Below are 22,141 nucleotides of genomic sequence, written 5' to 3'. Positions count from 1 at the left end.
CTGTGGTTACTGGCCGGGCGTTCCGTTGTACGGGCACGAGGTGGCGGTGCCGCCGGGGTCCGGGTGCTCCTGCGCGGCTGCCCGGACGGCGGAGACCGCGGGCGCGGCCCGTCGTTCGACCCTCATGCGCAGGCTGCCCTTCGGACGCAGCGTGACCATGGGTTCCTTGACCGGCGAGGCTCCCGGCACGCTGCTCAGGCGGACCCGCTGCGCGAGCGTGACGAGCGAGACGTGGCCGTTGAGCAGTGCGTGGTGGTTCCCGATGCAGACCCGGTGCCCGGCGCCGAACGGCAGGTAGGAGTGCCGGGGGAGCTGTGCCTCGCGCTCGGGCGAGAACCGGTCGGGGTCGAAGCGCTCCGGGTCGGTGAAGTAGTCGGCCCTGCGGTGCAGGACGTACGGGCTGAACGCCACGGCGGCGCCGGCCGGGATGAGATGGCCGAGGATCTCGACGTCGACGGTGGCCTGCCGGGTGAACATGTAGACCGGCGGGTAGAGGCGCATCGCCTCCTTGAAGACCTGTAGGGCGTAGGGAAGACGCGGCAGGTCGGCCAGCGTCGGCGTCCGGCCGCCGAGGACCTCGTCCACCTCGGTGAGGAGCTTCCGGTAGATCTCCGGGTGCTCGGCGAGCAGGTGGAAGCTCCAGCTCAGCGCCGTGGCGGTGGTCTCGTGACCAGGCATGAACATGTTGAGTGCCTCGTCCCGGATCTGCTTGTCGCTGATCGGGGTGCCGTCCTCGTAGGTGGACTCCATGAGGAGGTTGAGCCAGTCGTCCGGCTTCTCGGCCGCCGCCCGCCGTTCCGCGAGCAAGGCGTAGAAGGTCCGCTCCAGACGCTCGATCGCACGCCGGTAGCGGAGGTTCGCAGGGGTGGGCCACTCGATGGTGAGCGGGATCAGAGCGCTGGCCTGGGAGTCGAACCCGTGGATGGCGTCGGTGAGCGCGTTGCCCAGCTCGTCGGCCTCGCCCAGGACGTCGCGGCTGAACAGGTTCTGGCCCACGGTCCCGAGCATCACCGAGACCATCTCGCGCCGTACGTCGACCACACCGCCGTCGGTCCAGCGGTCCGAGACTATCTGTGAGACCCGCGCGGCCACGTCCGCGGAGGTCTTCACGGCCGCGGCGTGAAAGCGCGGTTGGATCATCCGGCGGTTCGGTTTGTGCTGCTCGTTCGTCGCGGTCAGCAGGCCGTCGCCGAGCAGCGGCCGGGCGAAGGAGCGGAACCGGTCGGTCTTCTCGAACAGGCTGCCGTTCCTGATGAGGATCTCGTGGACCAGCTCGACCGAGTTCGCGAGGTAGAGGTCCTGGCCGGCGATCGTGTAGATGCCGAGGTCCCCGCACTCCTCGAACGTGCGGGAGAACAGGGCGAGTCGGTCTTGCTTGAACTCCCAGGTGTTCCCGATGAAGGCACGACCGGAGAGCCGTGGCACCGGTGCGAGGGGTGAGGTGGCGGACTGGGTCATGGCACGCCCTTCCGTGGACCGTCGTGATGCGTCGTGGCTCCGAAGTGCGTGGTATCGAAACACCGGGGAGCCCGGGGCGGCAACGACCGCACAGTTTGCTGCCAGGCTCGGCAACTTGCTGACAGGACAGGCGGTCCGGTTGCAGGGGGACGCTGTCAGCTAAATGCCAGAACGTCGGGAAATCCGGTCGAACCTGGTCGGGCTGGCAGGTAGTTGTCGGATTGCTTGTCGAGCCGAAACCTGCTGAATAGCTTGTTGGCAACGCGGAGGACCTCGTCAACGCCTTCTCGTATCCAGCTTGTTGAGCCTCAGGGAAGAGGGACCCACTGTGACTGCAGTGACTGCGGAACGTCAGGAAACCATCAAGGAAATCGTCTGCGACATCCTTGAGATCGAACCGGATGACGTCACCCAGGTAAGCCTTTTCAAGGAGGACCACGACGCCGACTCGTTGCGTGCGATCGAAATCCTGGCATCCCTGGAGAAGGCCTTCAACATCGTCATCAACCAGTCCGAGCTCGGCCGGATGGTCAACCTCGCGGGTGTCTACGAGGTCGTCTCGGAATCGGCCGGCTGGAAGTAGCGGAGAAGTGGCGCTGCGCCCGTGGATGAGTGACCTGGTGGTGGCCGCCGTGCGGCCCGCCATATGTGGGGGTGAATATGCCTGACGTATCGTCGAACAGAGTTGTCATAACCGGGCTCGGTGCGGTTTCCAGCATCGGCCTGGGGGCCTCCGAGTTCCTGGCCGGACTTCGTTCCGGCCGCAGCGCCGCCAAACCGATCACAGCGTTCGACACCAAGGGGTTCGAACACGCGAACGGCTGCGAGATCGTCGACTTCGATCCCGGCGAGTGGATCCGCAACTTCGACATCGAGGAGCTGGGCCGGGCGAGCCAGTTCTCGGTGGCGGCGTCCCGGATGGCCCTCGCCGACGCCGATCTGGACGAGGCCGACCTGGCCGCCAGGAGGTGCCTGATCTCCATCGGCACCACCGACGGCGAGTCCAGGGACCTCGACCAGCTGGTCGAGACCGAGGTCAGGGAGGGACCCGAGCGGATGGACCGGAAGGTCGCCGCCCGGGTGCCGGCCGGACGGCTGTCCGCCACGGTGGCACGGGAGTTCAAGCTCACCCAGGTCGAAGCGGTGACGCTGCCCACCGCGTGTGCGGCGGGCAACTACGCGATCGGCTATGGCTACGACGCCATCCGCACCGGAGAGGTCGAGTTCGCCCTGTGCGGCGGTGCCGACGCCATGTGCCGGAAGACGTTCACGGGCTTCTACCGGCTGGGCACCATCGCGCCGGAGGTCTGCCGGCCCTTCGACATCAACCGCCAGGGCATCCTCACCGGTGAGGGCGCCGGAGTCCTCCTGATGGAGAGCCTCGAATCGGCGCTGGCCCGCAACGCGCACATCTACGCGGAGGTGCTCGGCTACGGGCTCAACTGCGACGCGTACCACCCCGTGGCTCCGAACCAGGACAGCGTGGCGCAGTGCATGCAGCTGGCGCTCGACGGCGCCGGCGTGAAGCCCGAGGACGTGGACTTCATCTCCGCGCACGGCACCGGCACCAAGGCCAACGACGTCACCGAAGCACGGGCGATCCGCCAGGTGTTCGGCGACGACACCCCCCGGACCATCTCGATCAAGTCGATGCTCGGTCACAGCATGGGGGCCGCGAGCGCGCTGTCCTCCATCGCGTGCGCCCTGGCGATCACCGAGGGGTTCATCCCGCCGACGATCAACCACGTCGAGACCGACCCCGAGTGCAACGTCGACTGCGTCCCCAACGAGGCCATCGAGGCCGACCTGCGCGTGGTGCAGAACAACGGGCTCGCGTTCGGCGGCAACAACTCGGTCGTGATCTTCGGCAAGTACGAGGCGGTGCGGTCATGACGGCCCCGCTGCTGGAGCAACCCGGGACACAGCCCCAGGCGGTCGTCGGACTCGGCGCCGTCAACAGCGTCGGTGGCTCGGTCGACGAGGTCTTCGACTCCCTGTGCGCGGGCCGCACGGGCCGCGCGGAACTGCGCGGCTTCGACCGGAGCCGGTTCCGGGCCCAGCACGCGTACGAGATCGACGACCGGCCGGACGGCGGCGGCGACGTGACGGGCCGGGCCACCCGCTGGCTCATCAGGGCCGTCGAGGAGGCGGCCCGGGACGCGGGCCTCGGGGACGACCTCAGCGAGGTGCCGATCCTGATCGGCACCGGACTGCGGGAACTGCGCTCCGCCGAGCTGGGCTGGCGGGACGGCGCCGCGTTCGACGTGTCGGAGCTGCACTTCGGGACGGCACTGCGGGAACGGTTCGGCGCCGTTCGCACCTACACCTTCTCCAACGCGTGCTCGGCCTCGCTCTACGCCCTGGCGATGGGCAGCGATCTCCTGGCCGCCCAGGGCGCCGAGACCGTCATCGTCGCCGGAGTCGACACGCTCACCGAGAGCATGTACGGCCTGCTGGACCGGGTGCACATGCAGCCACCGGACCAGGTGAGGCCGTTTGACAAGGACCGCAAGGGCGTCCTGATGGGCGACGGAGCCGCCGCGATCGTGCTCCGGCGCGCCGACGGCCGGCTCGGCGAAACGGTCCGCGGGCTGCTGCGCTCGGTGTACGTCAACTGCGACGGGTTCCACGTGACCGCACCGGACGCCGAAGGAGTCGCACAGGCGCTCCTGGGCGCGCACCGGCTCGCCGGGGTGAAGTCCGAGGACATCGACCTGGTGATGCTGCACGGTACCGGGACGCTCCTCAACGACGAGGCCGAGGCCCTCGCGATCGGCCAGGTCTTCGGCCCGCACGCCGGCAACCCGCTGATGACAGCGGTGAAGTCGATGACCGGCCACACCTCGGGCGGTTCGGGCCTGCTCGGTCTGATCGTCGCCCTGAAGTCGCTGGAGTCGGGCCGGGTGCCGCCGACCGTCGGACTGCGCGAGCCGGTCGAGGAGGCCGCCGGCTTCCGCTTCGTACGAGGCGCTCATGCCGAGGCCGGGCTGCGGCTCGCCCAGGTGGACGCGTTCGGCTTCGGCGGCGTCAACGCCGTCGCCGTCGTGGAGAGGGCGGGACAGTGAGTTCGTCGGAGATTCTGGTGACCGGTGTCGGCATCGCGCTGCCCGGCGTGGACGGGCCCGCGGACCTGCTGCGGGCCGGGTCGACCGCGGGAGAGCCCGAGGTGGACCCGGCGGCACTGCTCGGCAAGCGCGGCCTGCGGTACAAGGACCGGGCCTCCCAGCTCGCACTCTGCGCCGCGGCCGACGGACTGCGTGCGGCCGGGCTGCTGACGGACGCCCTCACGGTGCCCGGCAGCACGGTCGGCGTGGTGGTCAGCTCCAACCTGGGCAACCTGGACACCGTCTGCGAGGTCGCCGACGGGATCAAGGAGCTCGGCGTCGACGGCATCAGCCCGATGGGCCTGCCGAACGCCTCCAGCAACGTCGTGGCTTCGACGGTGGCGATCCGCTACGGGCTGCGCGGCCCGAACCTGATGGTCTGCAACGGTGCCACTTCCGGCCTGGACGCGGTCTACTGGGCCGCCTCCTCGCTGGCCGCGGGACGTGCCGAACGGTTCCTGGTGATCGGTGTCGAGACCGACAACCGCTACGTCCGGGGACTGCTGGGTCTGCCGACCGGGCAGCTCCTCGACGGTGCGGTCGCCCTGGTGGTGGAGCGGGCCGACGCGGCCGCCGCACGCGGGGCCGCCGGCAGCGCCGTGCTCGGCCGGTACGCCAGGGAGGGCGGGATCGACCAGTGCCTGGACCGGCTGGTCCCCGAGGACGGCGCGGTGCCCGGAACCTGGTTCGTCCCGGAGGGGCACCGCTCAGGCGACCGGCTCCCCGCGGACGTGCCGCGCACCGACCTCAGCGAGGTGTTCGGCCGCGCCTCGGGAGCGCTGGGCGTGCTCCAGGTCGCGGCGGCCGTCAGCTGGTTCGCCGCGGGCGGGCCGGACGCCGGGCAGCGGGCCCTGGTGATGTCGGGCACCGGGCAGGACGACGCGGTGGCCGGACTCCTCCTCGCCCCGGCCGGACCCGCGGCATGAGCGGGTCGGACCTGCCGGTGACGGTGTCCCTGCGCCGGCCCGGCCGTGGTGCCGCGCCGCTGCGGGTGCTGCTACTGCACGGTCTGGCCAGCGGAGGCAACGTCTGGGACACCTATCTGGGCCTTTCGCAGGACCAGCCCCACGAGCTGTGGACCGCGGAACTGCCCTGGCGGGCGGAGCAGGTGCCCGGCTGGAGCGAACACTCTCCGGCCCACTGGGTGGCACAGGCGATGGCGCAGGTGCCCGGCGGTCCCGACGTGGTGGTGGCGCACTCCTTCGGATCCTGCGCGCTCCTCGCGATGCTGGACGGACAGGGGCTGGCGCCGGACGTCCGTGACGAGGACGGGACGGACGCGTTCGCCCGCCACCGGCTGCGGGGCGTCGTCCTGGTGTCGCCGTTCTACCGGGCCGCTCCCGAGGAGTTCACCTGGGAGTCCATCTCCTACTACCTCAACGGATTCGATCGCATTCTGGCGGAAGGCCTGCGGGTCCGGTCCGGCGGCCGGGTCACCGGCGAACTGCGCCAGGACATGGCACTGAAGGTGCGCGAGCGGGTGGGCCCGTACGGCTGGACCGCCTTCTTCGACACCTATCTGCGAACCCCGTACCTGCGGACCGAGCGCTTCCTGGGCCCGTGCCTGGTGATCGGTGGGGACGCGGACTTCTCGTCCTTCCCCTCCGACAGCGAGGCGCTGGGAGCGGCGCTCCCGGAGGCCACCGTCAAGATCCTGGGCGACTGCGGCCATCTGGCCATGATCGAGCAGGCAGCCGAGTTCGCCGAACTGACCAACGACTTCCTGGAATCCGCCGCCTCCCGGCCACGGCCGGCGCGCGCACGAAACCCCATCAGCCCACTAGGGAGCGGTACAGATGACTGAAGTGACCACCGAGGCCGTGAAGGCCCTTCTGGAGACCGAGACCAGCCTGCGGCTGCGGCCGCGCTACGAGGGCTCCAACATCAACACCTGGATCGGCTTCAAGCACGTCAACTACATGGTCGAGGAGGCGATCCTGGAGCACTTCCGGGGCTCGGGCCTCGGCTCCAGGTTCCTGTTCGAGGAGCACGGCCTCGGCGTCGACGTCGTCGACCTCGACACCCGGATCCTGCACGCCTTCCACCAGGACGACGAGGCCCGGGCGCTCGTGGTCCCGCGGACCGAGGACGAGCAGACCCTGCTGGGCTTCGACGTCACGCTGTACGTCGAGCGCGACGGCAAGGAGCTGAAGGCGGTCACCTCCAAGGTGAAGGTCTCGCTGCGGATCGACGGCTACCTCGAAGGGGTCGAGGTGCCGGCCCCGCTGGCCCGTTTCGCCGTCGCGACCCTCGGCGGCTTCGCCGAGGCCGGCCCCCACCACGGGACCGAGGTGACCGAGGCGGCCAACACGGCGCTGTCCGCCGGCCGCGGCACGGTGGGCGAGGACCCGGTCCTGGCGCAGCTCATCGGAGGTGACAACGCCTTCGGCTGGAAGTGGCGCATCCCCTACCCGTACTGCCACTTCAACGAGCGTCTGGCGCTGTCGGGCTACCTCCGGCAGGTCGAGGAGGTCGTGGATCTCTTCCTCGCCGACCGGGGAATCTCGATCAAGACGCTGCTCGACGACCGCAAGTGGATCCCGGTCGTGCCTCGCTCGCACATCCAGTTCATCGACGAGGCGCTCATGGAGGAGGACCTGTACACCGTCTTCACGGTGGAGGAGGTCTTCAAGGACTTCACCTACACGGCCAGGACGGACTTCTACGTGGTCCGCGACGGGCGTCTGGTGCAGACCGCGACGGGCCGGATCACCCACGGCTACGCGGTGTTCCAGAACCGCAGCGACTGGAGCCTGGTGAGCTTCGACGACCACGTGATCCGCGCCTTCAAGGGTGAGTCCGCCGCCGGCTGACCGAGGGCCGCCGTGAGTCGCCCCACCTGAAACCGCATCCCGGAGAGGGACCCGATGGACGATGTGCTGATCACCGGTATGGGTGTGATCTCCCACCTGGGCAATGGAGTTGACGCATTCTGGCAGGGGCTGTCCGCGGCGAGGAGCTCGCCGTCCAAGGCCGCCGACCCGTTCGCGCGGATGGACCTGCCGCTGATGTACGAGGTCCCCGAGGCGGACGTGCCCGCAGGGCCCGAGCGCTACGGCGACCTGGTCCTGGGGCGCGGATCCCGGCTGGCCGTCGAGGCGGCCCGACAGGCGGTGGCCGACGCGTCACTGGCCTACGTCGCACCGGACCGGGTCGCCGTGGTCATCGGCACCGGGATGGGCGACTCGGGTCTGCACGAGGAGTGGCGGTCCGGGGACGGGCCCCCGGGCGACCACTGGTCACCGACCTTCTCGATCGCCTCGGCGGTCGGGGCCTGGTTCGGTGCCGAGGGGACGAACTCCAGTGTCAGCAACGCCTGCGCGGCCAGCGGGTTCGGGCTCTCCATGGCCGCCGACCTGATCCGTACCGGCGAGGCCGACGTGGTCATCGCCGGCGGGGCCGAGGCCTACTCCAGGGTGGCGCTCGGCTGCTTCAACCGGCTCGGGGCGATCGACCCCGAGCGGTGCAGGCCCTTCGACCTGCACCGCAAGGGGACCCTCTTCGGCGAGGGCGCCGGGATGATGATCCTGGAGTCCGCGTCCCACGCGCGGGCCCGCAGGGCTCCGCAGGTCTACGCCAAGCTGTCCGGCATCGGATGGAGCTGCGACGCCTTCCACACGACGGCGCCGGAGCCGACCGGGGGCCAGATCTCCCGCGCGATGCGAGAGGCCCTGGCGGAGGCCGGGGCCGGCAGCGACCGGGTCGGCTGCGTCATTCCGCACGGCACCGGCACGCAGCTGAACGACACCGTCGAGAGCCAGGTGCTGGGCGAGGTGCTGGACGGGCGCCGGGACCAGGCTCCCGTCTACAGCCTCAAGGCCCTGCTCGGACACACCGGCGGCGCCGCCGCAGCGCTGGCGGCGGTGGCGGCGGCACAGATCCTGCACCGCGGAACCGTCCCGCCGAACATCGCGCCGGACGAGCAGGACCCCGCCTGCAAGATCCACCTGCCCACCGAAGCGGCCCCGCTGGACGGCGAGTTCGTGCTCGTCAACGCCTACGCCTTCGGCGGCAACAACGTGTCACTCGTACTTGAGGAGGCGACGGTATGAGCACGTCGAGTCCCGCCCCGTCCACGGGCGACGACCTGGTGATCTCGGGCATCGGAGTCGTCACCCCCTGGGCGGACACCCCGGTCGCCGCGGCGGCCGCGACCGGCCGCCCGGCCGAACCGGGCGACTGGTTCGACCACCGGGAGAGGCTCGGCCGGCGCGGCTACAAGTACCTCCCCACCGCGACCCAGTACTTCCTGGCAGCGGCCAAGCACGCACTCGCGGACGCCGGGGAGACGCGCCCCGGGTCCGATCCGGAGGACGAGCAGCGGCGCGGTGCGGTGGTCGGGACCAACAGCGCGGCCGTGGCCCTGCACGAGTCGATGGACCACACCGTGATGGCCGAGGGCGCGAACGCGCTCAGCCCGGCCACCGCACCGTACTTCTCGATCAACCTGTTCGGCAGCCGGCTGGCCACCGAGCACTCGTTCCGCGCCTTCAACCTCACGCTGACCTCACCGCGGGTGGCGGGCCTGGAGGCGCTGGAGACCGGGGCCAGGTCCATCGCGGCGGGGCGGGCGTCGTGGCTGCTGGCCGGCGCCACCGAGGAGGCGCTGCCCGCCGGGCACCCGGGGGCCGCCGCCTCCGAGCGGGGTGCGGTCGCCCTGGTGATGGAGCCCGTCGCGAAGGTACGGGAACGGGGCACGGCCGGCTACGGCCGCTGCCGGGTCCGCAGCCTCTTCCTGCCGCCCGAGGTCGCCGCCACGCCCGAGGGACCCGACCGGGTACGGGAACGGATCGCCGCCGTGCTCGCCGGTCAGGGCATCGGCCCGGGCCAGGAGCACCGGGTGATCGCCGTACTCGACGACTCGCCGGTCTCGGCCGCGGTGGCGGTCGCCGTCGGACCACGGGCGGACCTGGTCACCGCCGGGGCGGGGGCGCTGGAGCCGCTGTTGCAGGTCGCCGGGGCGCTGGCCGGGCTCTCCGGTCCGGTCGTGGTCGTCACGGCGGCCCGCGAGGGCAATCTGGCCGTCGCCCTGCTCACGCCGCTGGACGACGTGGTCTGACCCGCCTGCCACCACCGGGTCCGTCGACCGACGGCCTGCCCCCATCACGTGAAGGAAGAGAAGAGACTCATGACGAAGCTACTTGAGGGCACAGCGTCGCTTGAGGGCACCTGGAACCTGGTCCTCGGAGCCTCCAGCGGAATCGGGCTGGCCACCGCCAGGGCCCTGGCCCTGGAAGGAGGCAACGTCCTGGGCGTGCACTTCGACACGGCGGAGGGCCGGGAGAAGGCCGAGGCGTCCGCCGAGGAGCTGCGCTCGGCCGGAGTAGCGGTGCACTTCTTCAACCTGAATGCCGCAAGTGCCACCACGCGATCCGAACTGGTGCCGCAGATAGCCGAGTTGACCGGCGGGCGTCCCCTGAAGGTCCTGCTGCACTCGCTGGCCTTCGGCAGCCTGTTGCCGTATCTGGCGGACGAGCCCGGCCAGGCGCTGACGAGTCGTCAGATCGACATGACCCTCAATGTGATGGCGCACTCGCTGGTGTACTGGTCGCAGGACCTGCACCGGGCCGGCCTGCTCGGCGAGGGCTCCAAGATCTACGCGATGACGAGTGCCGGGGACCAGAAGGTGACCGCCAACTACGGTGCCGTGTCCGCCGCCAAGTGCGCCCTGGAGTCCCACGTCCGCCAGCTGGCCCTCGAACTGGCGCCCAGCAGGGTGGCGGTCAACTCGCTGCGGGCCGGGGTGACCATGACGCCCTCGCTGGAGCGGATCCCCGGGCACGAGAAGCTGGTCGAGCTCGCCGCCGGCAACAACCCGCACCAGCGGCTCACCCGGCCCGAGGACGTCGCCGAAGCGGTCGTCCTGCTGTCGCGGGGCAACTCCTCCTGGATCACCGGAAACATCATCGGCGTCGACGGCGGAGAGGCGCTGACCACCTGATGCCGCTCCCCGACCCCACGCACACACCGCGGGACGAACCGGCCCGCGGACGGCGCTTGGTGCCCCTGTCCGGCGTGCTGCCCGCTGTCGTGCTGGCGGCCAGGCACGCGTACGAGCTCTACCACCCGCCGCGGTCGAAGCCCGGCCGCAGCCCGCGGAACAAGAACCTCCCGATGCGCGAGTTCACCCTCGTCACCAGCCGGGACCGGATAACGCTGCGCGGCTGGGTGGTGCCCGGGGAAGGGGCGCACACCGTGGTGCTCTGCCACGGGATGGGCCGGACCAGGTCCAGCACCCTCGGGCACATCGAGATGCTGCACCGGGCCGGCTGGAACGTCCTCGCGTTCGACATGCGCAATCACGGTGAGAGTGGCCGGGACAAGCGGTACGGGAGCATGGCCGAGCGCTACACCGGAGACCTCGCGGACGTCCTGCGATGGGTGCGCGCGGACCCCGGACTCGGCGGCGGCGAGATCGCGGTGTACGGGTTCTCGTTCTCCACCTGGGTGTCCCTCAGCGTGCTGAAGCGGATCGACGACCGGCTGGCCGCGGTGATCTGCGACAGCGGCCCGGCGTTCGACATCAAGGCGGCGCTGCGGGAGTTCGCGGCCCTGCGCAGGTCGGCGCTGCCCCGGTCGGTGCGCGGGGGAGCGGGCTTCGCGGTCTACCGCGCCTGCTTCGGCTCACTCTGCGAGCACATGCTGGCCGTGCGTGAGTGGCCGCCGGACCTCAGCCGGTTCAGGACCCGGCTGATGTTCATCGCCGGCGGACAGGACTTCGTCGTACCCGAGTCCCAGATCGCGCCGGCCGCACACCACTACCCGGAATCCGAGCGCTGGACGGCGCCCAACGCCCTGCACATGAACGGGTTGCGGTTCGACCGGGAGGAGTACCGGGAACGCGTGCTCGCCTTCCTGACCCGCTGCTTCGACGGCACGGGGCCGGCGGACCCGGAAGGGCCACAGGACAAGAAGGTCGACATCCATGGATGAGTATCTGCTGATCGAGTCCCAGGGGCCGTGGGGAGGCCCGGGGGCCGGCCGGTTCGTGGCCGACGCGACGAGGCTCCGCAGAGCCGGCCATCAGGTCTCGGTGTTCCTGATCGAGAACGGCACGTCGGCGGCCTTCACCGGTGCGGACCAAGCCCTGCGCGAACTGCTGGAACTCGGCGGGCAGGTGTGGGTGGACACCTTCTCCATGACCCACAGGTCGTTCGGACCGGACCGGCTGCTGCCGGGAGCGAGGCTGGTGGACATGGACGAGGTGGCCGGGAAGCTGCTCGAACCCGGTGTACGAGGAGTGTGGCACTGACATGGCCCAGCAACTTTCCCGCGGAGACGTGCTCCTGGCGGTCATGGGACCTCCGCACATCAGCGACATGGTCACCAGCGCCGTCCGGCTCGCCCAGGCGCTGCTGGAACGGGGCGCCACGGTCCACATCTGGACCTGCGGCCACGCCACGGGGCTGACCAGCGCGGCCCTGGGCGAGGCGAAGCCGCGCAACGTGGTGAACTGGAGTTACGAATACCCCTCCAGCGCGGCTCTGGCCACGGAGCTGCTGGACACCTTCCCCGACCGGCTGACCTGGTACTCCTGCCGTTTCTGCACGGAGGAGCGCGGCTCCGCGCCGCACATCGCGAGGATCAGGCAGCGCCCGCCCTTCAAGTTCACCGAACACCTCGACGCGGTGGACACCGCACTGTTCCTGGGGGTGTGCTGATGAGCGAGGACGGCCGAAGGCGGCTCCTGATCATCGAGCGGGCCTACCGCGGCGCACTGGAGACCCAGTTCGCGGACGTGCTCTACCTCGCCCGCGAGCTGAACCGGCAGCAGGGCGGCACCGACATCCTGCTGCGCGGGCTGGCCGTCACCTACGCGGCGGCCGGCTCCCGGCCCGCACCGGTCATGGTGGCCGGCAGCCGGAAGATCGACACCCTGCCCGACCCGCGGGAGTCGGTGCGCACCCTGATCGAGGAGGGTGCGGTGATCTGGGCCGAAGAAGACGACCTCGCCATGTTCGAGACGGGCCCGGACTGGCTGCTGCCTGCAGTGCGAAGGGGTGGCCCGGCGGACCCGTTGCCGGACTGGTCCGCGTACCGAGGCGTCTATTTCCTGTGACCGGTTCCCCCGAGGCCGGTTCATCCGAATCCGTTTCTCCTGAAGCCGGTTCGCCCGAAGTCAGTGTTCTCGAAGTCAGTTAAGGAGCACGTCCCATGGAAGTTTCCCCTGCCGTGCGCGGCCCACTCATATCCGCCTGGTCGGTTGTCTCCCCCTTCGGCATGGACGTTTCCGCATTCGGGAACGGGCTGCGTTCGGGCACCGCGGCCGCCACCGCGCTTGACCCCGAGGAATGGAAGGTGCCGTTCGAGAGCGCCTGCCTGGTGGAGGGGTTCAGCAACCGCGAGGTACTGGGCCGCAAGGGCACCCGGTCCATGGACCGGGTGACCGGTCTGGCCGTGGCCGCCGTCGGGCGGCTGCTCCAGGACGCCGACGGCGAACGCATCTCCGGCGTGGGCCAGGACGCGGCTCTGGTGCTGGGCACCAGCACCGGCAGCGCGCAGAGCATCATGGACTTCACCCGGGACTCGCTGGTGCAGGAGAAGCCCTTCTTCGTGGACCCGATGCGCTTTCCCAACACGGTGATGAACTGTGCCGCCGGCCAGTCGGCGATCTGGCACCAGCTCAAGGGCCCCAACACGACCATCGCGGGCGGCCGTGCCTCCGGACTCCTGGCTCTCAACTACGCACTGCGGCTGAAGAAGTCCGGCCATGCCCGTACCGTCCTGTTCGGCGCGGTCGAGGAGTTCTCATCGGCCAGGGCCTGGCTGGAGTGGCACACCCGGGGCCAGGACGAGAGCGATGCCGTTCTCGGCGAGGGTGCCGCAGTTCTGCTGCTGGAGTCGGGCGAGGTCGCCGAGGAGCACGGCCGGGACGGTCTGGCCGAGGTGCTCGGCCTGGAGTGCGGAGTCCACCACGAAGCCGGCACCGAAGCCACCGTGCTCGCCGACTGCGTCCGGCGCGTCCTGGAGCGGACCGGCGTCCGGCCCGACGAAGTGCGCTTCCTCTCCCACTCGCAGGCCGCCGGCGCACGGGGGGCCGCCGAGCAGGACGCCCTGGCCGAAGTGCTCGGAACCCATCAGCCCGAACTGGTGCGCTGCGCCGACCTGATCGGTGACACCCACGCGGCTGCCGCGGCCTTCCAGATCGCCGCGGTGCTGGTGGCGGCCGAAGGGCGCGAGGACGCCAAGGGGCAGATCGCGCTGATCACCTCCGTGGACCGCGACGGTGTCGTCGGCTGCGCCGTCCTCCGGCTGTGCTGAGCGGGCACCCCCCGTTAGGCCGAGGACCCGAGAACCAAGACCCAAACATTCACGATTCACGTAGAGAAGAGAGTGAACATGTCGAACAACACGGCAGTCGTCCTGGACAAGGAAGACCTGCGGAGCACCGTCGCCGACGTCCTCGACGTGAACGAGTCCGAGCTGACCGACGAGGCCGCCTTCGTCGGAGACCTCGGCGTCGACTCGCTGATGGCCCTCGAAGTGATGGTGGTCCTCGAGAAGAAGTACAGCGTCAAGCTCGGTGAGTCCGAGCTGAAGGAGGTCACCTGCCTCCAGAAGGCGTACGACCTGCTCGCCGCCAAGCTTCAGGTGTCCTGAATGCCGCCCCGTCAGGCCACACCGGTCCAGGGCACGGCCGAGATCGTGGAGCGCGGCCCGGACCGGGGCACCACCCGGGTGACCGTCGACGCGGGGGAGCAGGTCTTCCCCGGCCACTACCCGGGGTTCCCGATCTTCCCCGGAGTCTGCGTCGTGGAGCACATACACCTCAGCGCCCTGGCCACCGCGCCGGAACCGGGTCTCCGGATGGAGGCGATCGAGTCGACGCGCTTCCTGAGCCCGGTGTTTCCCGGTGACCGGCTGGCGATCGACCTCACCTGGGAGCGCAAGGGCGGGAAGTGGCGCTGCAAGGCCGTGGCCGCGACCGCGCGCGGAGATTCGGCGAAGGTACGGATCCGTTTCTCGGAAGGGCACGACCAGTGATCGACATCAGCGGGATCAAACGGGTGCTGCCCCATCGCTACCCGATGCTGCTCGTGGACCGGGTGGACGAGCTGGTGCCGGGCGAGAGCCTGACCGCCCGCAAGGCGGTCACCGCCAACGAGCCCTGGTACCGGGACCTCCCGGCCGATGCCACCGACGAGCAGCACAGCTACCCGTCGGTCCTGCTCATCGAGTCCTGGTGCCAGGCCGCAGGCGTGCTGGCCGCCTGGAAGAACCCCAACCCCGACGTGCTCGCCGGGCAGGTGATGCTCTTCGGAAGCATCTCGGACGTGGTGTTCCATCGCCCGGTCCTGCCCGGCGACGTGCTGGAGCACCGTGTCCGGCTCTTCCGGGAGCTCAGCGACACCGTGATCTTCGAGGGCGAAGCACTGGTGGACGGCGAAACCGTGCTGGAGGTCGGCCGCGTGGTGATGGCCATGCGCCCGGCCTCCGAACTCCTCGAGGCGGCGAACCACCCCGAGGACCCCGCCGGCACCGCATGAGGGCCGGGAACCGAGTGAGAGCTGCAACCGAGTGATGGAGAGTCGAATGAGCGCGAACACCGGCAAGGTGGCACTGGTCACCGGCGGTTCCCGGGGAATCGGCCGGGCCACGGTCCTGCGCCTCGCGCGGGACGGGCACGACGTGGCGTTCTGCTACCGGTCGCGGCCGGACGCGGCGCAGGAGCTGGAGAAGGAGGTCTCCGAGCTCGGCGTGCGGGTGTACAGCCGGCAGGCCGACGTCTCCGTGGCCGATTCCGTACGGGAACTCGTCGCCGCCACGGAGGACCGGCTCGGCCCGGTCGACATCGCGGTGACCTCGGCCGGCATCGTCCGTGACCAGCCGCTGCTGCTGATGAAGGACGAGGACTGGAACGACGTACTCGACACCAACCTGGACGGCACCTACCACCTGTGCCGCTCGGTGGTCTTCGAGATGATGAAGCGCAAGTCCGGCTGCATCGTGAACATCTCGTCGGTGGCGGGTGTCTACGGCAATCCGACGCAGACCAACTACTCCGCCTCCAAGGCCGGAATCATCGGGTTCACCAAGGCCCTGGCCAAGGAGGTCGGCCAGTACGGGATCCGCGCCAACGCGGTGGCACCCGGCTTCATCGAGACCGACATGACCGCGGCGCTCTCCGACAAGGTCAGGGAGCAGGCGGTGAAGAACATTCCGCTCCGCCGTCTGGGCAGGGCCGAGGAAGTGGCCGACATGGTGTCGTTCCTGGTCTCTGCCGAGTACGTGACGGGCGCGGTGTTCCAGGTCGACGGAGGCATCGTTGTCTGAGGCCGGGAGCGGGGACAAGGGAGCACGGGCCGCGAGGACGCGCACTCCCGCGCCCCCGCGGTTCTACTTCTCGCTGCGCAGCCCGTACTCCTGGCTCGCCTACCGCGACCTCAGGGACCGGCACGCCGCGTTCGCGGACCGTCTCGAGTGGCGCCCGTTCTTCGAACCGGACGAGCGGAGCGCGAAGGCCCTGGCGGAGGCGGGCGGCAGCTTCTCGTACGTCGCCATGTCGCGCGAGAAGCACCTGTACATCCTTCAGGACATCAGGCGGCTGACCAGGGAGCGAGGGCTGGAGATCACCTGGCCGGTCGACCGCGACCCGTGCTGGGAGGTGCCGCACCTGGCCTATCTGGCGGCTCTCGACGAGGGACGGGGGGCGGGGTTCATCGACCTCGCCCACCGGGCCCGTTGGGAAGAGGGGCGCGACATCTGCGACCGGGCGGTCATGGGCGAGCTGGCCCGGGAGCTGGGACTTGAGCCCGGCCGGCTGGCCCTGGCCGCGGACGACCCGCGGCTGCGCGCCCGGGGCGTGGAAGCGCTCCTCGCGATGGACCGGGACGGGGTCTTCGGCGTTCCGTTCTTCGTGAACCGCCGCGACAAGTACTGGGGCATCGACCGGCTGGAGGCGTTCGTCGCGGCGGTGAACGGCGCGACGGGCCAGACGGCGGCGCCAACTGAGCCACCGCAGGAGTTGGTTGTGCCCGACGGGGTGCGAGGAGGTGACGGAGGACATGCGGGTGGCTGCGGCTGAACCGGGCGCGAGGCCGTGAATCTGTACTATCGGGGACGGCGGCACCCGTCGTCCGGATCTTGGGGGAAATCTGATGGGGCGCAAGAACCCGGGCGATGACGTGGCGGCATCACGGCCTCGCCGGCCGTCTTTGCTGAACAGGGCACTCGCCGTGCTCGCGCTACCGGTGGCACCGCTGTACGCCACCTTCCTCTCCTACCTCGTCTACCACCCGCCACGCCGGCCCCACCACCGCAGTCCGCAGGAATTCGGCCTGCCCAGCACGGAGTTGACGATCCCGCTGGACGGCGGGAAAGAAGGCAAGGGGCGGAGCCTGCACATCTGGCTCTGCCCCGGCAGCAAGGACCGGGTGGTGGTGATCGGGCACGGGATCGGGCTGAGCAAGTCGGCGAGCCTGGCCCAGGCCCGGTTCCTGCACGAGGCCGGGTACACCGTGGCGATGTTCGACCACCGCAACCACGGCTTGAGCAGTACCGACCGGGCCTTCTGGGGGCTGAGCGGCCGGCACACCGATGATGTGGAACGCGTGGTGAACCACCTGCGCGAGAAGGGCGGTTACGGTGCCGCGCGGTTCGCGGTCTTCGGCTTCTCCTTCTCGACCTTCCCGTCCTTCTACCTGCTGCGGCGACCGGACTGCGGGATCGAAGCCATCGTCTGCGACAGCGGCCCCGCACTCGAACTGCCCCCGCTGTTCAGGAACTTCATCATGGCGAAGGGAGTCCCGGTCCCGGCCCCGCTGCGGACGGCCCCCTCCCTGGGGCTGTTGAGCCGGGTGTTCGGCTCCGTCGGCACCGCGATGCTCCAGGCCCAGTGGCCGCCGCCGGCGGACGGCGCGTACACGAGGACGCCGGTGCTCATGATGGTGGGCGACAGCGACCGGATCATCCCGGTGGACAGCGTGCGCGCGCTAGCCGCCCGCTATCCGAAGGCCGAGGTACGCGTGCTGCCGGACACGGACCACCTCCAGGGGATGAAGTCGTGCCCCGAGGAGTACCAGGAGACCGTACTGGACTTCCTCAAGCGGGCGTTCGGATGAGCACCGTGCTGCCGGACCCGCGCGCCTGGGGCACCCGCCCCGAGGAGCTGACGGCCGCCTACCCCTGCGACGGGCTGCTCTCCGGTCGGGTCGAGGAGTGGTTCCGGGCGGTGACCGTACGGGCCGACCGTGCGACGGTCTTCCGATGGCTGTGCCAGCTGAAGGTCGCCCCCTACAGCTACGACCTGCTCGACAACTTCGGCCGCCGAAGCCCCCGGACGCTGACTCCGGGAGCGGACGCGCTGGAGATCGGGCAGCGGGTCATGACCATTTTCGAGCTCACCGGATTCGAGCGGGACCGTCATCTCACCATGGTGCTGGACACTCCCTGGGCGCGCCGGGCGTTCGGCGGTTTCGCGCTGAGCTACACCGTGGAGGACGAGGGCCGGGACGCCACCAGGCTGGTGGTCAAGCTGTTGGTGCGAACGGGCAGCGGGCCGATCAAGGCGCTCCGTGGCCGCGGGATGGCCTGGGGCGACCTCATGATGATGCGGTGTCAGTTGAAGACGCTGCGTGAGCTGGCGGAGACGGTCGGCCGATAGCGGGGGTCCGCTTCCTCGGCCGCCCGTCGCCCGAACGCTTTTGGCAGTTAACTGCCAAGCATTTTGACTTCGTTGACTCTCCGACGACGACGCCCGGACGATCGGTCGCATGCGGTGACGGCTCCGGTCCGGAGCGCCGCCCCGGGTGACCAGCGATCTCGCGGGACGGGACCGCAACCCGGATTCGGAGAGGTCTCTACTCACATGGTTCAGCAACTCGACGGGCTCGCGTCGGATGAGAACCCGCCGCACACTGCCGGGGGTTCGGGAGCTCGCCGGTGGCTGGCGCTGGTCGTCCTGATGCTCGCCCAGTTCACCGTCTGGCTCGACAACACCATCCTGAACGTCGCGCTCAACACCCTCGCGTCCCCGACCGAGGGACTCGCGGCCACGACCAACGAACTCCAGTGGAGCATCAGCTCCTACACCTTGATCTTCGCCGTCATGCTGTTCACCGGCGGTGCTTTGGGCGACCGCTACGGGCATCGCCGGCTGCTGGTGATCGGCATGGCGCTGTTCGGCGCCGCATCGCTCTGGGCCGGTATGTCGACCGGCGTCACCGAGCTGATCATCGCGCGCGGTGCGATGGGGGTGGGCAGTGCGCTGATCATGCCCGCCACGTTGTCACTGATCTCCGTGGTCTTCAGCGAGCGCGAGCGTCCGATGGCCATCGCGATCTGGTCCGGTGCCAGTGGGCTCGCCATCGCGGCCGGCCCCCTGGTCGGCGGCGCGCTGCTGGAGCGGTTCTGGTGGGGTTCCGTCTTCGTGGTGAACCTGCCCATCGTCGGAGCCGCGCTGCTCGGCGTGATGTTCCTCCTGCCTGCGGCCAGGAGCGCGAACCGCGTCAAACTCGACCCGCTCGGCGTGCTCATGTCGACCATGGGTCTGCTGGCTCTGGTCTACGGGCTGATCGAAGGCGGCCACCGCAACGAATGGACCAGCCCGGCCGTGCTGGGCTCCCTGGCCGGCGGTCTGCTCGTGCTGGTGGTGTTCGTACGGGTCGAACTCCGGGTGGAGAACCCGAGTTTCGACGTGCGGCTCTTTCACAGCAGCAAGTTCACGGGTGCCAGCGTCGCGGTGATGCTCACCTTCTTCAGCCTCAGCGGCTCCATGTTCTACACGTCCTTCTACTTGCAGGGTGTGCTGGAGCAGACGCCGTTCGAGGCAGGGCTGAACCTGATCCCGGTGGCCGTCGGGGTGCTGTTGGGCGCACCCGTCTCGGCGGCCCTGGTCCGCAAGCTGGGGGTCGGCCCCGTGGTGGCCACGGCGATGCTGATCGCCGCAGCCACCTTCCTCGCCTACACGCGGCTCGACCTGACGACCGGGATGCCGTGGTTCTGGCTGCTCATGGCGGTGCAGGGGCTGGCGATGGGCTCGGCCGTCGCCCCCACCACGGAGGCCATCATGTCGGTACTGCCGGCCGACCGCACCGGGGCCGGATCGGCGGTCAACAACTCCATGCGCCAGATCGGTGGGGTGCTCGGCGTCGCGATCCTGGGATCCCTGCTCAGCAGCGCCTACGCGGCCGATGTGGCGCCCGAGCTGGCCGATCTCCCCGCACCTGCGCAGGCGGTGGCGGAGCAGTCCGCCGAGGCCACGCGCCAGGTCGCCGCGGAGGCCTCGCTGCCTCAACTGGTGGACGCGGCGAACGAGAGCTTCCTGCACGCCATGCACCTGACCTCGATCGTCGGTGCAGGCGTCGCGGTCGTCGGTGCCGTCGTCATCTGGCTCTCCTTCCGCCGGAAGCTCGGCTGATCCGCTCCGGGCCGGTCACCGGCCCGGAGCTGGGAACTTCGGTCCGGTCACCGGCTGTTGGCAGGAAGCGGCCACACACCGGGACTCCGGGCACGCCTCCGTGCTACTGCTGGGTAATCAGAAAGCTACCTGTCGGTAGGGCGTTGCGCGGGCAGCGCTCCGAGGCGTCGGAGGAATCATGGGGCACTACAAGTCCAACCTGCGCGATCTGGAGTTCAACCTCTTCGAGGTGTTCGGCGCGGAGGAGCGGTACGGAGCCGGACGCTTCGCCGACATGGATCAGGACACCGCGCGGAACGTACTGTCCGAGGTGGAGCGGATGGCGGTCGGCGAACTGGCCGACTCGCTGATCGACGCGGACCGTACTCCGCCGGTCTTCGACCCGGACACCGGCTCCGTCACCCTTCCCGAGGGCTTCAAGAAGTCCTTCAAGACCTTCCTCGACGCCGAGTGGTGGCGGCTGGGCCTGGCGGAGGAGCTGGGTGGGACGCCCTGTCCGCCGTCGCTGTTCTGGTCGATGGGGGAGCTGGTCCTCGGCGCCAATCCGGCGCTGTGGATGTACACCGGTTTCCCGTCCTTCGCCTCGGTGATCCACCGGATGGGCACCGAGGAGCAGCGCAAGATCGCCCGGCGGATGGTGGACGGGCGCTGGGGTGCCACCATGGTCCTCACCGAGCCGGACGCCGGATCCGACGTCGGCGCCGCCCGTACGACGGCGCGCCGGCAGAGCGACGGATCGTGGCACCTGGAGGGGGTCAAGCGCTTCATCACCGGCGGTGAGCACGATCTCGCGGAGAACATCATGCACTTCGTCCTGGCCCGCCCCGAGGGCGCGGGCACGGGGACCAAGGGGCTCTCGCTCTTCCTGGTGCCGAAGTTCGACTTCGACTGGGACACCGGCGAGCTCGGTGAGCGCAACGGCGTGTACGCCACCAACGTCGAGCACAAGATGGGCCTGAAGGCCTCCACCACCTGTGAGCTGACCTTCGGCGCCAACCGTCCGGCCAAGGGCTGGCAGCTCGGTGAGCGGCATGACGGCATCCGCCAGATGTTCAAGATCATCGAGTTCGCCCGGATGCTGGTCGGGACGAAGGCCATCGCCACGCTGTCGACCGGATATCTCAACGCCCTCGACTACGCCAAGTCCAGGGTGCAGGGCCCGGATCTGGCCGCGTTCGCCGACAAGGACTCGCCCCGCGTCCCGATCACGCACCATCCGGACGTCCGGCGCTCGCTGCTGGGCCAGAAGGCGTACTCCGAGGGTATGCGCGCCCTGGTGCTCTACACCGCCACCGTTCAGGACCGGATCGCCGAGGCAGAGCACCTGGGTGAGCCCACCGAGGGCCTGCTGCGCCTGAACGATCTGCTGCTGCCGATCGTCAAGGGCTACGGCTCGGAGAAGTCGTACGACCAGTTGACGCAGTGCCTCCAGACCCTGGGTGGCTCGGGATACCTCCAGGACTACCCCATCGAGCAGTACATCCGGGATGCCAAGATCGACAGCCTCTATGAGGGAACCACCGCCATCCAGGGCATGGACTTCTTCTTCCGCAAGATCGTGAAGAACTCCGGTCAGGCCTTCTCCGTGCTCACCGAGGAAATACGGGAGTTCCTCCGGGGGGCGCCCGGCGGTGCGGAGCTCGACGCCGCACGCGAGCTGCTGGCCGCCGCGCTGGAAAGCCTCGAAGGGATGCTCGGCGTGATGCTGGGGCAGCTCGCCGAGGCCGAGGCGGACCCTCGGAGCATGCACAAGGTGGGGCAGAACACCACCACGCTGCTCTTCGTCGCCGGGGACGTCGTCGTGGCGTATCTCCTCCAGCGGCAGGCGGAAGTGGCGCTGCGGAAGCTGCCCGCCGCCTCGGCCAAGGACCGGCCCTTCTATCAGGGCAAGGTCGCCGCGGCCACGTTCTTCGCCCGCAACGTCCTGCCACTGGTCCCGCCCCGGCGGACGATCATGGAGGAAGCCGGCCTCTCCCTGATGGAACTCCCGGAGGCGGCGTTCTGAGAGACCGCCCGGCGCCTCCGGGCGCCGCGTAGAACTCGGCGCGCTCAGCACACGGAGCCGCCCGCCGGCGTGGACGCCCGGCGCGCGCCGTCGACCCGTGCGGGATGGCTCGGCGGAACGCGCGCCGGCCCGCGGACGTCCGCTGTCACATGCCGCCACCCCCTCCCGTCACGATCCGGTCTCGGACACGGGAGGGGGTCTTGTTTTCGGCCATGG

General features: G+C 69.8%; 24 protein-coding genes. 23 read left to right on the top strand and 1 reads right to left on the bottom strand.

Annotated features, from left to right (window positions below; translation table 11 throughout):
* Window positions 1–6: 6 nt before the first annotated feature.
* Window positions 7–1,458 carry a cytochrome P450 gene (locus tag IG90_RS0129095; protein WP_051860296.1) on the bottom strand — a complete coding sequence of 484 codons (1,452 nt, stop codon included), beginning with the start codon at window positions 1,456–1,458 and terminating at the stop codon, window positions 7–9.
* Between the two features lie 328 nt (window positions 1,459–1,786).
* Between IG90_RS0129095 and IG90_RS0129090 the strand changes: the two genes are divergently transcribed.
* The 23 genes from IG90_RS0129090 (at window position 1,787) to IG90_RS0128980 (ending at window position 21,925) form a co-directional block, all read left to right on the top strand.
* Window positions 1,787–2,041 (top strand): acyl carrier protein, encoded by a 255-nt coding sequence (locus tag IG90_RS0129090; protein ID WP_030590832.1) that lies wholly within the window; start codon window positions 1,787–1,789, stop codon window positions 2,039–2,041.
* A gap of 77 nt (window positions 2,042–2,118) precedes the next feature.
* Window positions 2,119–3,351: a beta-ketoacyl-[acyl-carrier-protein] synthase family protein gene (locus IG90_RS0129085; RefSeq protein WP_030590830.1), complete on the top strand. Its 1,233-nt coding sequence runs from the start codon at window positions 2,119–2,121 to the stop codon at window positions 3,349–3,351.
* Window positions 3,348–4,523 carry a beta-ketoacyl synthase N-terminal-like domain-containing protein gene (locus IG90_RS0129080; protein ID WP_051860295.1) on the top strand — a complete coding sequence of 392 codons (1,176 nt, stop codon included), beginning with the start codon at window positions 3,348–3,350 and terminating at the stop codon, window positions 4,521–4,523. Before IG90_RS0129085 ends, IG90_RS0129080 begins: the two co-directional genes overlap by 4 nt.
* Window positions 4,520–5,488 (top strand): beta-ketoacyl synthase N-terminal-like domain-containing protein, encoded by a 969-nt coding sequence (locus IG90_RS0129075; RefSeq protein WP_030590826.1) that lies wholly within the window; start codon window positions 4,520–4,522, stop codon window positions 5,486–5,488. The genes IG90_RS0129080 and IG90_RS0129075 overlap by 4 nt, the downstream gene beginning before the upstream one ends.
* A complete protein-coding gene (locus IG90_RS0129070; RefSeq protein WP_030590825.1) occupies window positions 5,485–6,366 on the top strand; it encodes an alpha/beta fold hydrolase in 882 nt (293 codons plus the stop codon). The genes IG90_RS0129075 and IG90_RS0129070 overlap by 4 nt, the downstream gene beginning before the upstream one ends.
* Window positions 6,359–7,375, top strand: coding sequence for a thioesterase family protein (locus IG90_RS0129065; RefSeq protein WP_030590821.1), 1,017 nt, complete (start codon window positions 6,359–6,361; stop codon window positions 7,373–7,375). The genes IG90_RS0129070 and IG90_RS0129065 overlap by 8 nt, the downstream gene beginning before the upstream one ends.
* A 54-nt stretch (window positions 7,376–7,429) precedes the next feature.
* Entirely contained in the window at window positions 7,430–8,614 is a 1,185-nt protein-coding gene (locus tag IG90_RS0129060) for a beta-ketoacyl-[acyl-carrier-protein] synthase family protein (RefSeq protein ID WP_030590819.1), read from the top strand.
* Window positions 8,611–9,621: a beta-ketoacyl synthase N-terminal-like domain-containing protein gene (locus IG90_RS0129055; protein WP_078585448.1), complete on the top strand. Its 1,011-nt coding sequence runs from the start codon at window positions 8,611–8,613 to the stop codon at window positions 9,619–9,621. Before IG90_RS0129060 ends, IG90_RS0129055 begins: the two co-directional genes overlap by 4 nt.
* A gap of 69 nt (window positions 9,622–9,690) precedes the next feature.
* On the top strand, window positions 9,691–10,503 hold the full coding sequence (locus IG90_RS0129050) for an SDR family oxidoreductase (RefSeq protein WP_030590816.1): 813 nt from the start codon (window positions 9,691–9,693) through the stop codon (window positions 10,501–10,503).
* A gap of 59 nt (window positions 10,504–10,562) precedes the next feature.
* The gene (locus IG90_RS0129045) at window positions 10,563–11,495 is read left to right on the top strand and encodes an alpha/beta hydrolase (RefSeq protein ID WP_233436114.1); all 933 of its coding nucleotides are present in this window, start codon (window positions 10,563–10,565) and stop codon (window positions 11,493–11,495) included.
* Window positions 11,488–11,814, top strand: a complete 327-nt coding sequence (locus tag IG90_RS0129040; protein WP_030590812.1) for a DsrE family protein — start codon at window positions 11,488–11,490, stop codon at window positions 11,812–11,814. The genes IG90_RS0129045 and IG90_RS0129040 overlap by 8 nt, the downstream gene beginning before the upstream one ends.
* 1 nt (window position 11,815) lies before the next feature.
* Entirely contained in the window at window positions 11,816–12,223 is a 408-nt protein-coding gene (locus IG90_RS0129035) for a hypothetical protein (protein ID WP_030590810.1), read from the top strand.
* Entirely contained in the window at window positions 12,223–12,621 is a 399-nt protein-coding gene (locus tag IG90_RS0129030; protein WP_030590809.1) for a hypothetical protein, read from the top strand. Before IG90_RS0129035 ends, IG90_RS0129030 begins: the two co-directional genes overlap by 1 nt.
* 95 nt (window positions 12,622–12,716) lie before the next feature.
* A complete protein-coding gene (locus IG90_RS0129025) occupies window positions 12,717–13,823 on the top strand; it encodes a beta-ketoacyl synthase N-terminal-like domain-containing protein (RefSeq protein ID WP_030590807.1) in 1,107 nt (368 codons plus the stop codon).
* A gap of 78 nt (window positions 13,824–13,901) precedes the next feature.
* Window positions 13,902–14,162 (top strand): acyl carrier protein, encoded by a 261-nt coding sequence (locus IG90_RS0129020; protein ID WP_030590804.1) that lies wholly within the window; start codon window positions 13,902–13,904, stop codon window positions 14,160–14,162.
* On the top strand, window positions 14,163–14,546 hold the full coding sequence (locus IG90_RS0129015; protein ID WP_030590802.1) for a 3-hydroxyacyl-ACP dehydratase FabZ family protein: 384 nt from the start codon (window positions 14,163–14,165) through the stop codon (window positions 14,544–14,546).
* A gap of 44 nt (window positions 14,547–14,590) precedes the next feature.
* Complete coding sequence (locus IG90_RS0129010; protein WP_411572651.1) at window positions 14,591–15,049, top strand: 3-hydroxyacyl-ACP dehydratase FabZ family protein; 459 nt, start codon at window positions 14,591–14,593, stop codon at window positions 15,047–15,049.
* 46 nt (window positions 15,050–15,095) lie between these two features.
* Window positions 15,096–15,836: a 3-oxoacyl-[acyl-carrier-protein] reductase gene (fabG, locus tag IG90_RS0129005; RefSeq protein WP_030590796.1), complete on the top strand. Its 741-nt coding sequence runs from the start codon at window positions 15,096–15,098 to the stop codon at window positions 15,834–15,836.
* Window positions 15,829–16,587 (top strand): 2-hydroxychromene-2-carboxylate isomerase, encoded by a 759-nt coding sequence (locus IG90_RS0129000; protein ID WP_030590793.1) that lies wholly within the window; start codon window positions 15,829–15,831, stop codon window positions 16,585–16,587. Before fabG ends, IG90_RS0129000 begins: the two co-directional genes overlap by 8 nt.
* Window positions 16,588–16,738: 151 nt before the next feature.
* A complete protein-coding gene (locus tag IG90_RS0128995; protein WP_033894741.1) occupies window positions 16,739–17,623 on the top strand; it encodes an alpha/beta hydrolase in 885 nt (294 codons plus the stop codon).
* Complete coding sequence (locus IG90_RS0128990; protein ID WP_030590787.1) at window positions 17,620–18,165, top strand: hypothetical protein; 546 nt, start codon at window positions 17,620–17,622, stop codon at window positions 18,163–18,165. The genes IG90_RS0128995 and IG90_RS0128990 overlap by 4 nt, the downstream gene beginning before the upstream one ends.
* Before the next feature lie 204 nt (window positions 18,166–18,369).
* Window positions 18,370–19,920: an MFS transporter gene (locus IG90_RS0128985; protein ID WP_030590784.1), complete on the top strand. Its 1,551-nt coding sequence runs from the start codon at window positions 18,370–18,372 to the stop codon at window positions 19,918–19,920.
* A 178-nt stretch (window positions 19,921–20,098) separates the two neighbouring features.
* Complete coding sequence (locus tag IG90_RS0128980) at window positions 20,099–21,925, top strand: acyl-CoA dehydrogenase (RefSeq protein ID WP_030590780.1); 1,827 nt, start codon at window positions 20,099–20,101, stop codon at window positions 21,923–21,925.
* The last annotated feature ends 216 nt before the right edge of the window (window positions 21,926–22,141 follow it).

This window comes from Streptomyces anulatus (assembly GCF_000721175.1).
Taxonomy (GTDB): Bacteria; Actinomycetota; Actinomycetes; order Streptomycetales; family Streptomycetaceae; genus Streptomyces; species Streptomyces anulatus_C.
Note: the sequence above shows the minus strand (reverse complement) of the source record. Positions and strands in the feature narration are given on the sequence as shown.

Coding starts and splice junctions, on each gene's coding strand:
- IG90_RS0129070 (WP_030590825.1), top strand. CDS start 5,485: ATGAGCGGGTCGGACCTGCCGGTGACGGTGTCCCTGCGCCGGCCCGGC.
- IG90_RS0129040 (WP_030590812.1), top strand. CDS start 11,488: ATGGATGAGTATCTGCTGATCGAGTCCCAGGGGCCGTGGGGAGGCCCG.
- IG90_RS0129060 (WP_030590819.1), top strand. CDS start 7,430: ATGGACGATGTGCTGATCACCGGTATGGGTGTGATCTCCCACCTGGGC.
- IG90_RS0129095 (WP_051860296.1), bottom strand. CDS start 1,458: ATGACCCAGTCCGCCACCTCACCCCTCGCACCGGTGCCACGGCTCTCC.
- fabG (WP_030590796.1), top strand. CDS start 15,096: ATGAGCGCGAACACCGGCAAGGTGGCACTGGTCACCGGCGGTTCCCGG.
- IG90_RS0128985 (WP_030590784.1), top strand. CDS start 18,370: ATGGTTCAGCAACTCGACGGGCTCGCGTCGGATGAGAACCCGCCGCAC.
- IG90_RS0128990 (WP_030590787.1), top strand. CDS start 17,620: ATGAGCACCGTGCTGCCGGACCCGCGCGCCTGGGGCACCCGCCCCGAG.
- IG90_RS0129065 (WP_030590821.1), top strand. CDS start 6,359: ATGACTGAAGTGACCACCGAGGCCGTGAAGGCCCTTCTGGAGACCGAG.
- IG90_RS0129025 (WP_030590807.1), top strand. CDS start 12,717: ATGGAAGTTTCCCCTGCCGTGCGCGGCCCACTCATATCCGCCTGGTCG.
- IG90_RS0129035 (WP_030590810.1), top strand. CDS start 11,816: ATGGCCCAGCAACTTTCCCGCGGAGACGTGCTCCTGGCGGTCATGGGA.
- IG90_RS0129085 (WP_030590830.1), top strand. CDS start 2,119: ATGCCTGACGTATCGTCGAACAGAGTTGTCATAACCGGGCTCGGTGCG.
- IG90_RS0129030 (WP_030590809.1), top strand. CDS start 12,223: ATGAGCGAGGACGGCCGAAGGCGGCTCCTGATCATCGAGCGGGCCTAC.
- IG90_RS0129080 (WP_051860295.1), top strand. CDS start 3,348: ATGACGGCCCCGCTGCTGGAGCAACCCGGGACACAGCCCCAGGCGGTC.
- IG90_RS0129010 (WP_411572651.1), top strand. CDS start 14,591: ATGCTGCTCGTGGACCGGGTGGACGAGCTGGTGCCGGGCGAGAGCCTG.
- IG90_RS0129055 (WP_078585448.1), top strand. CDS start 8,611: ATGAGCACGTCGAGTCCCGCCCCGTCCACGGGCGACGACCTGGTGATC.
- IG90_RS0129050 (WP_030590816.1), top strand. CDS start 9,691: ATGACGAAGCTACTTGAGGGCACAGCGTCGCTTGAGGGCACCTGGAAC.
- IG90_RS0128980 (WP_030590780.1), top strand. CDS start 20,099: ATGGGGCACTACAAGTCCAACCTGCGCGATCTGGAGTTCAACCTCTTC.
- IG90_RS0129015 (WP_030590802.1), top strand. CDS start 14,163: ATGCCGCCCCGTCAGGCCACACCGGTCCAGGGCACGGCCGAGATCGTG.
- IG90_RS0129020 (WP_030590804.1), top strand. CDS start 13,902: ATGTCGAACAACACGGCAGTCGTCCTGGACAAGGAAGACCTGCGGAGC.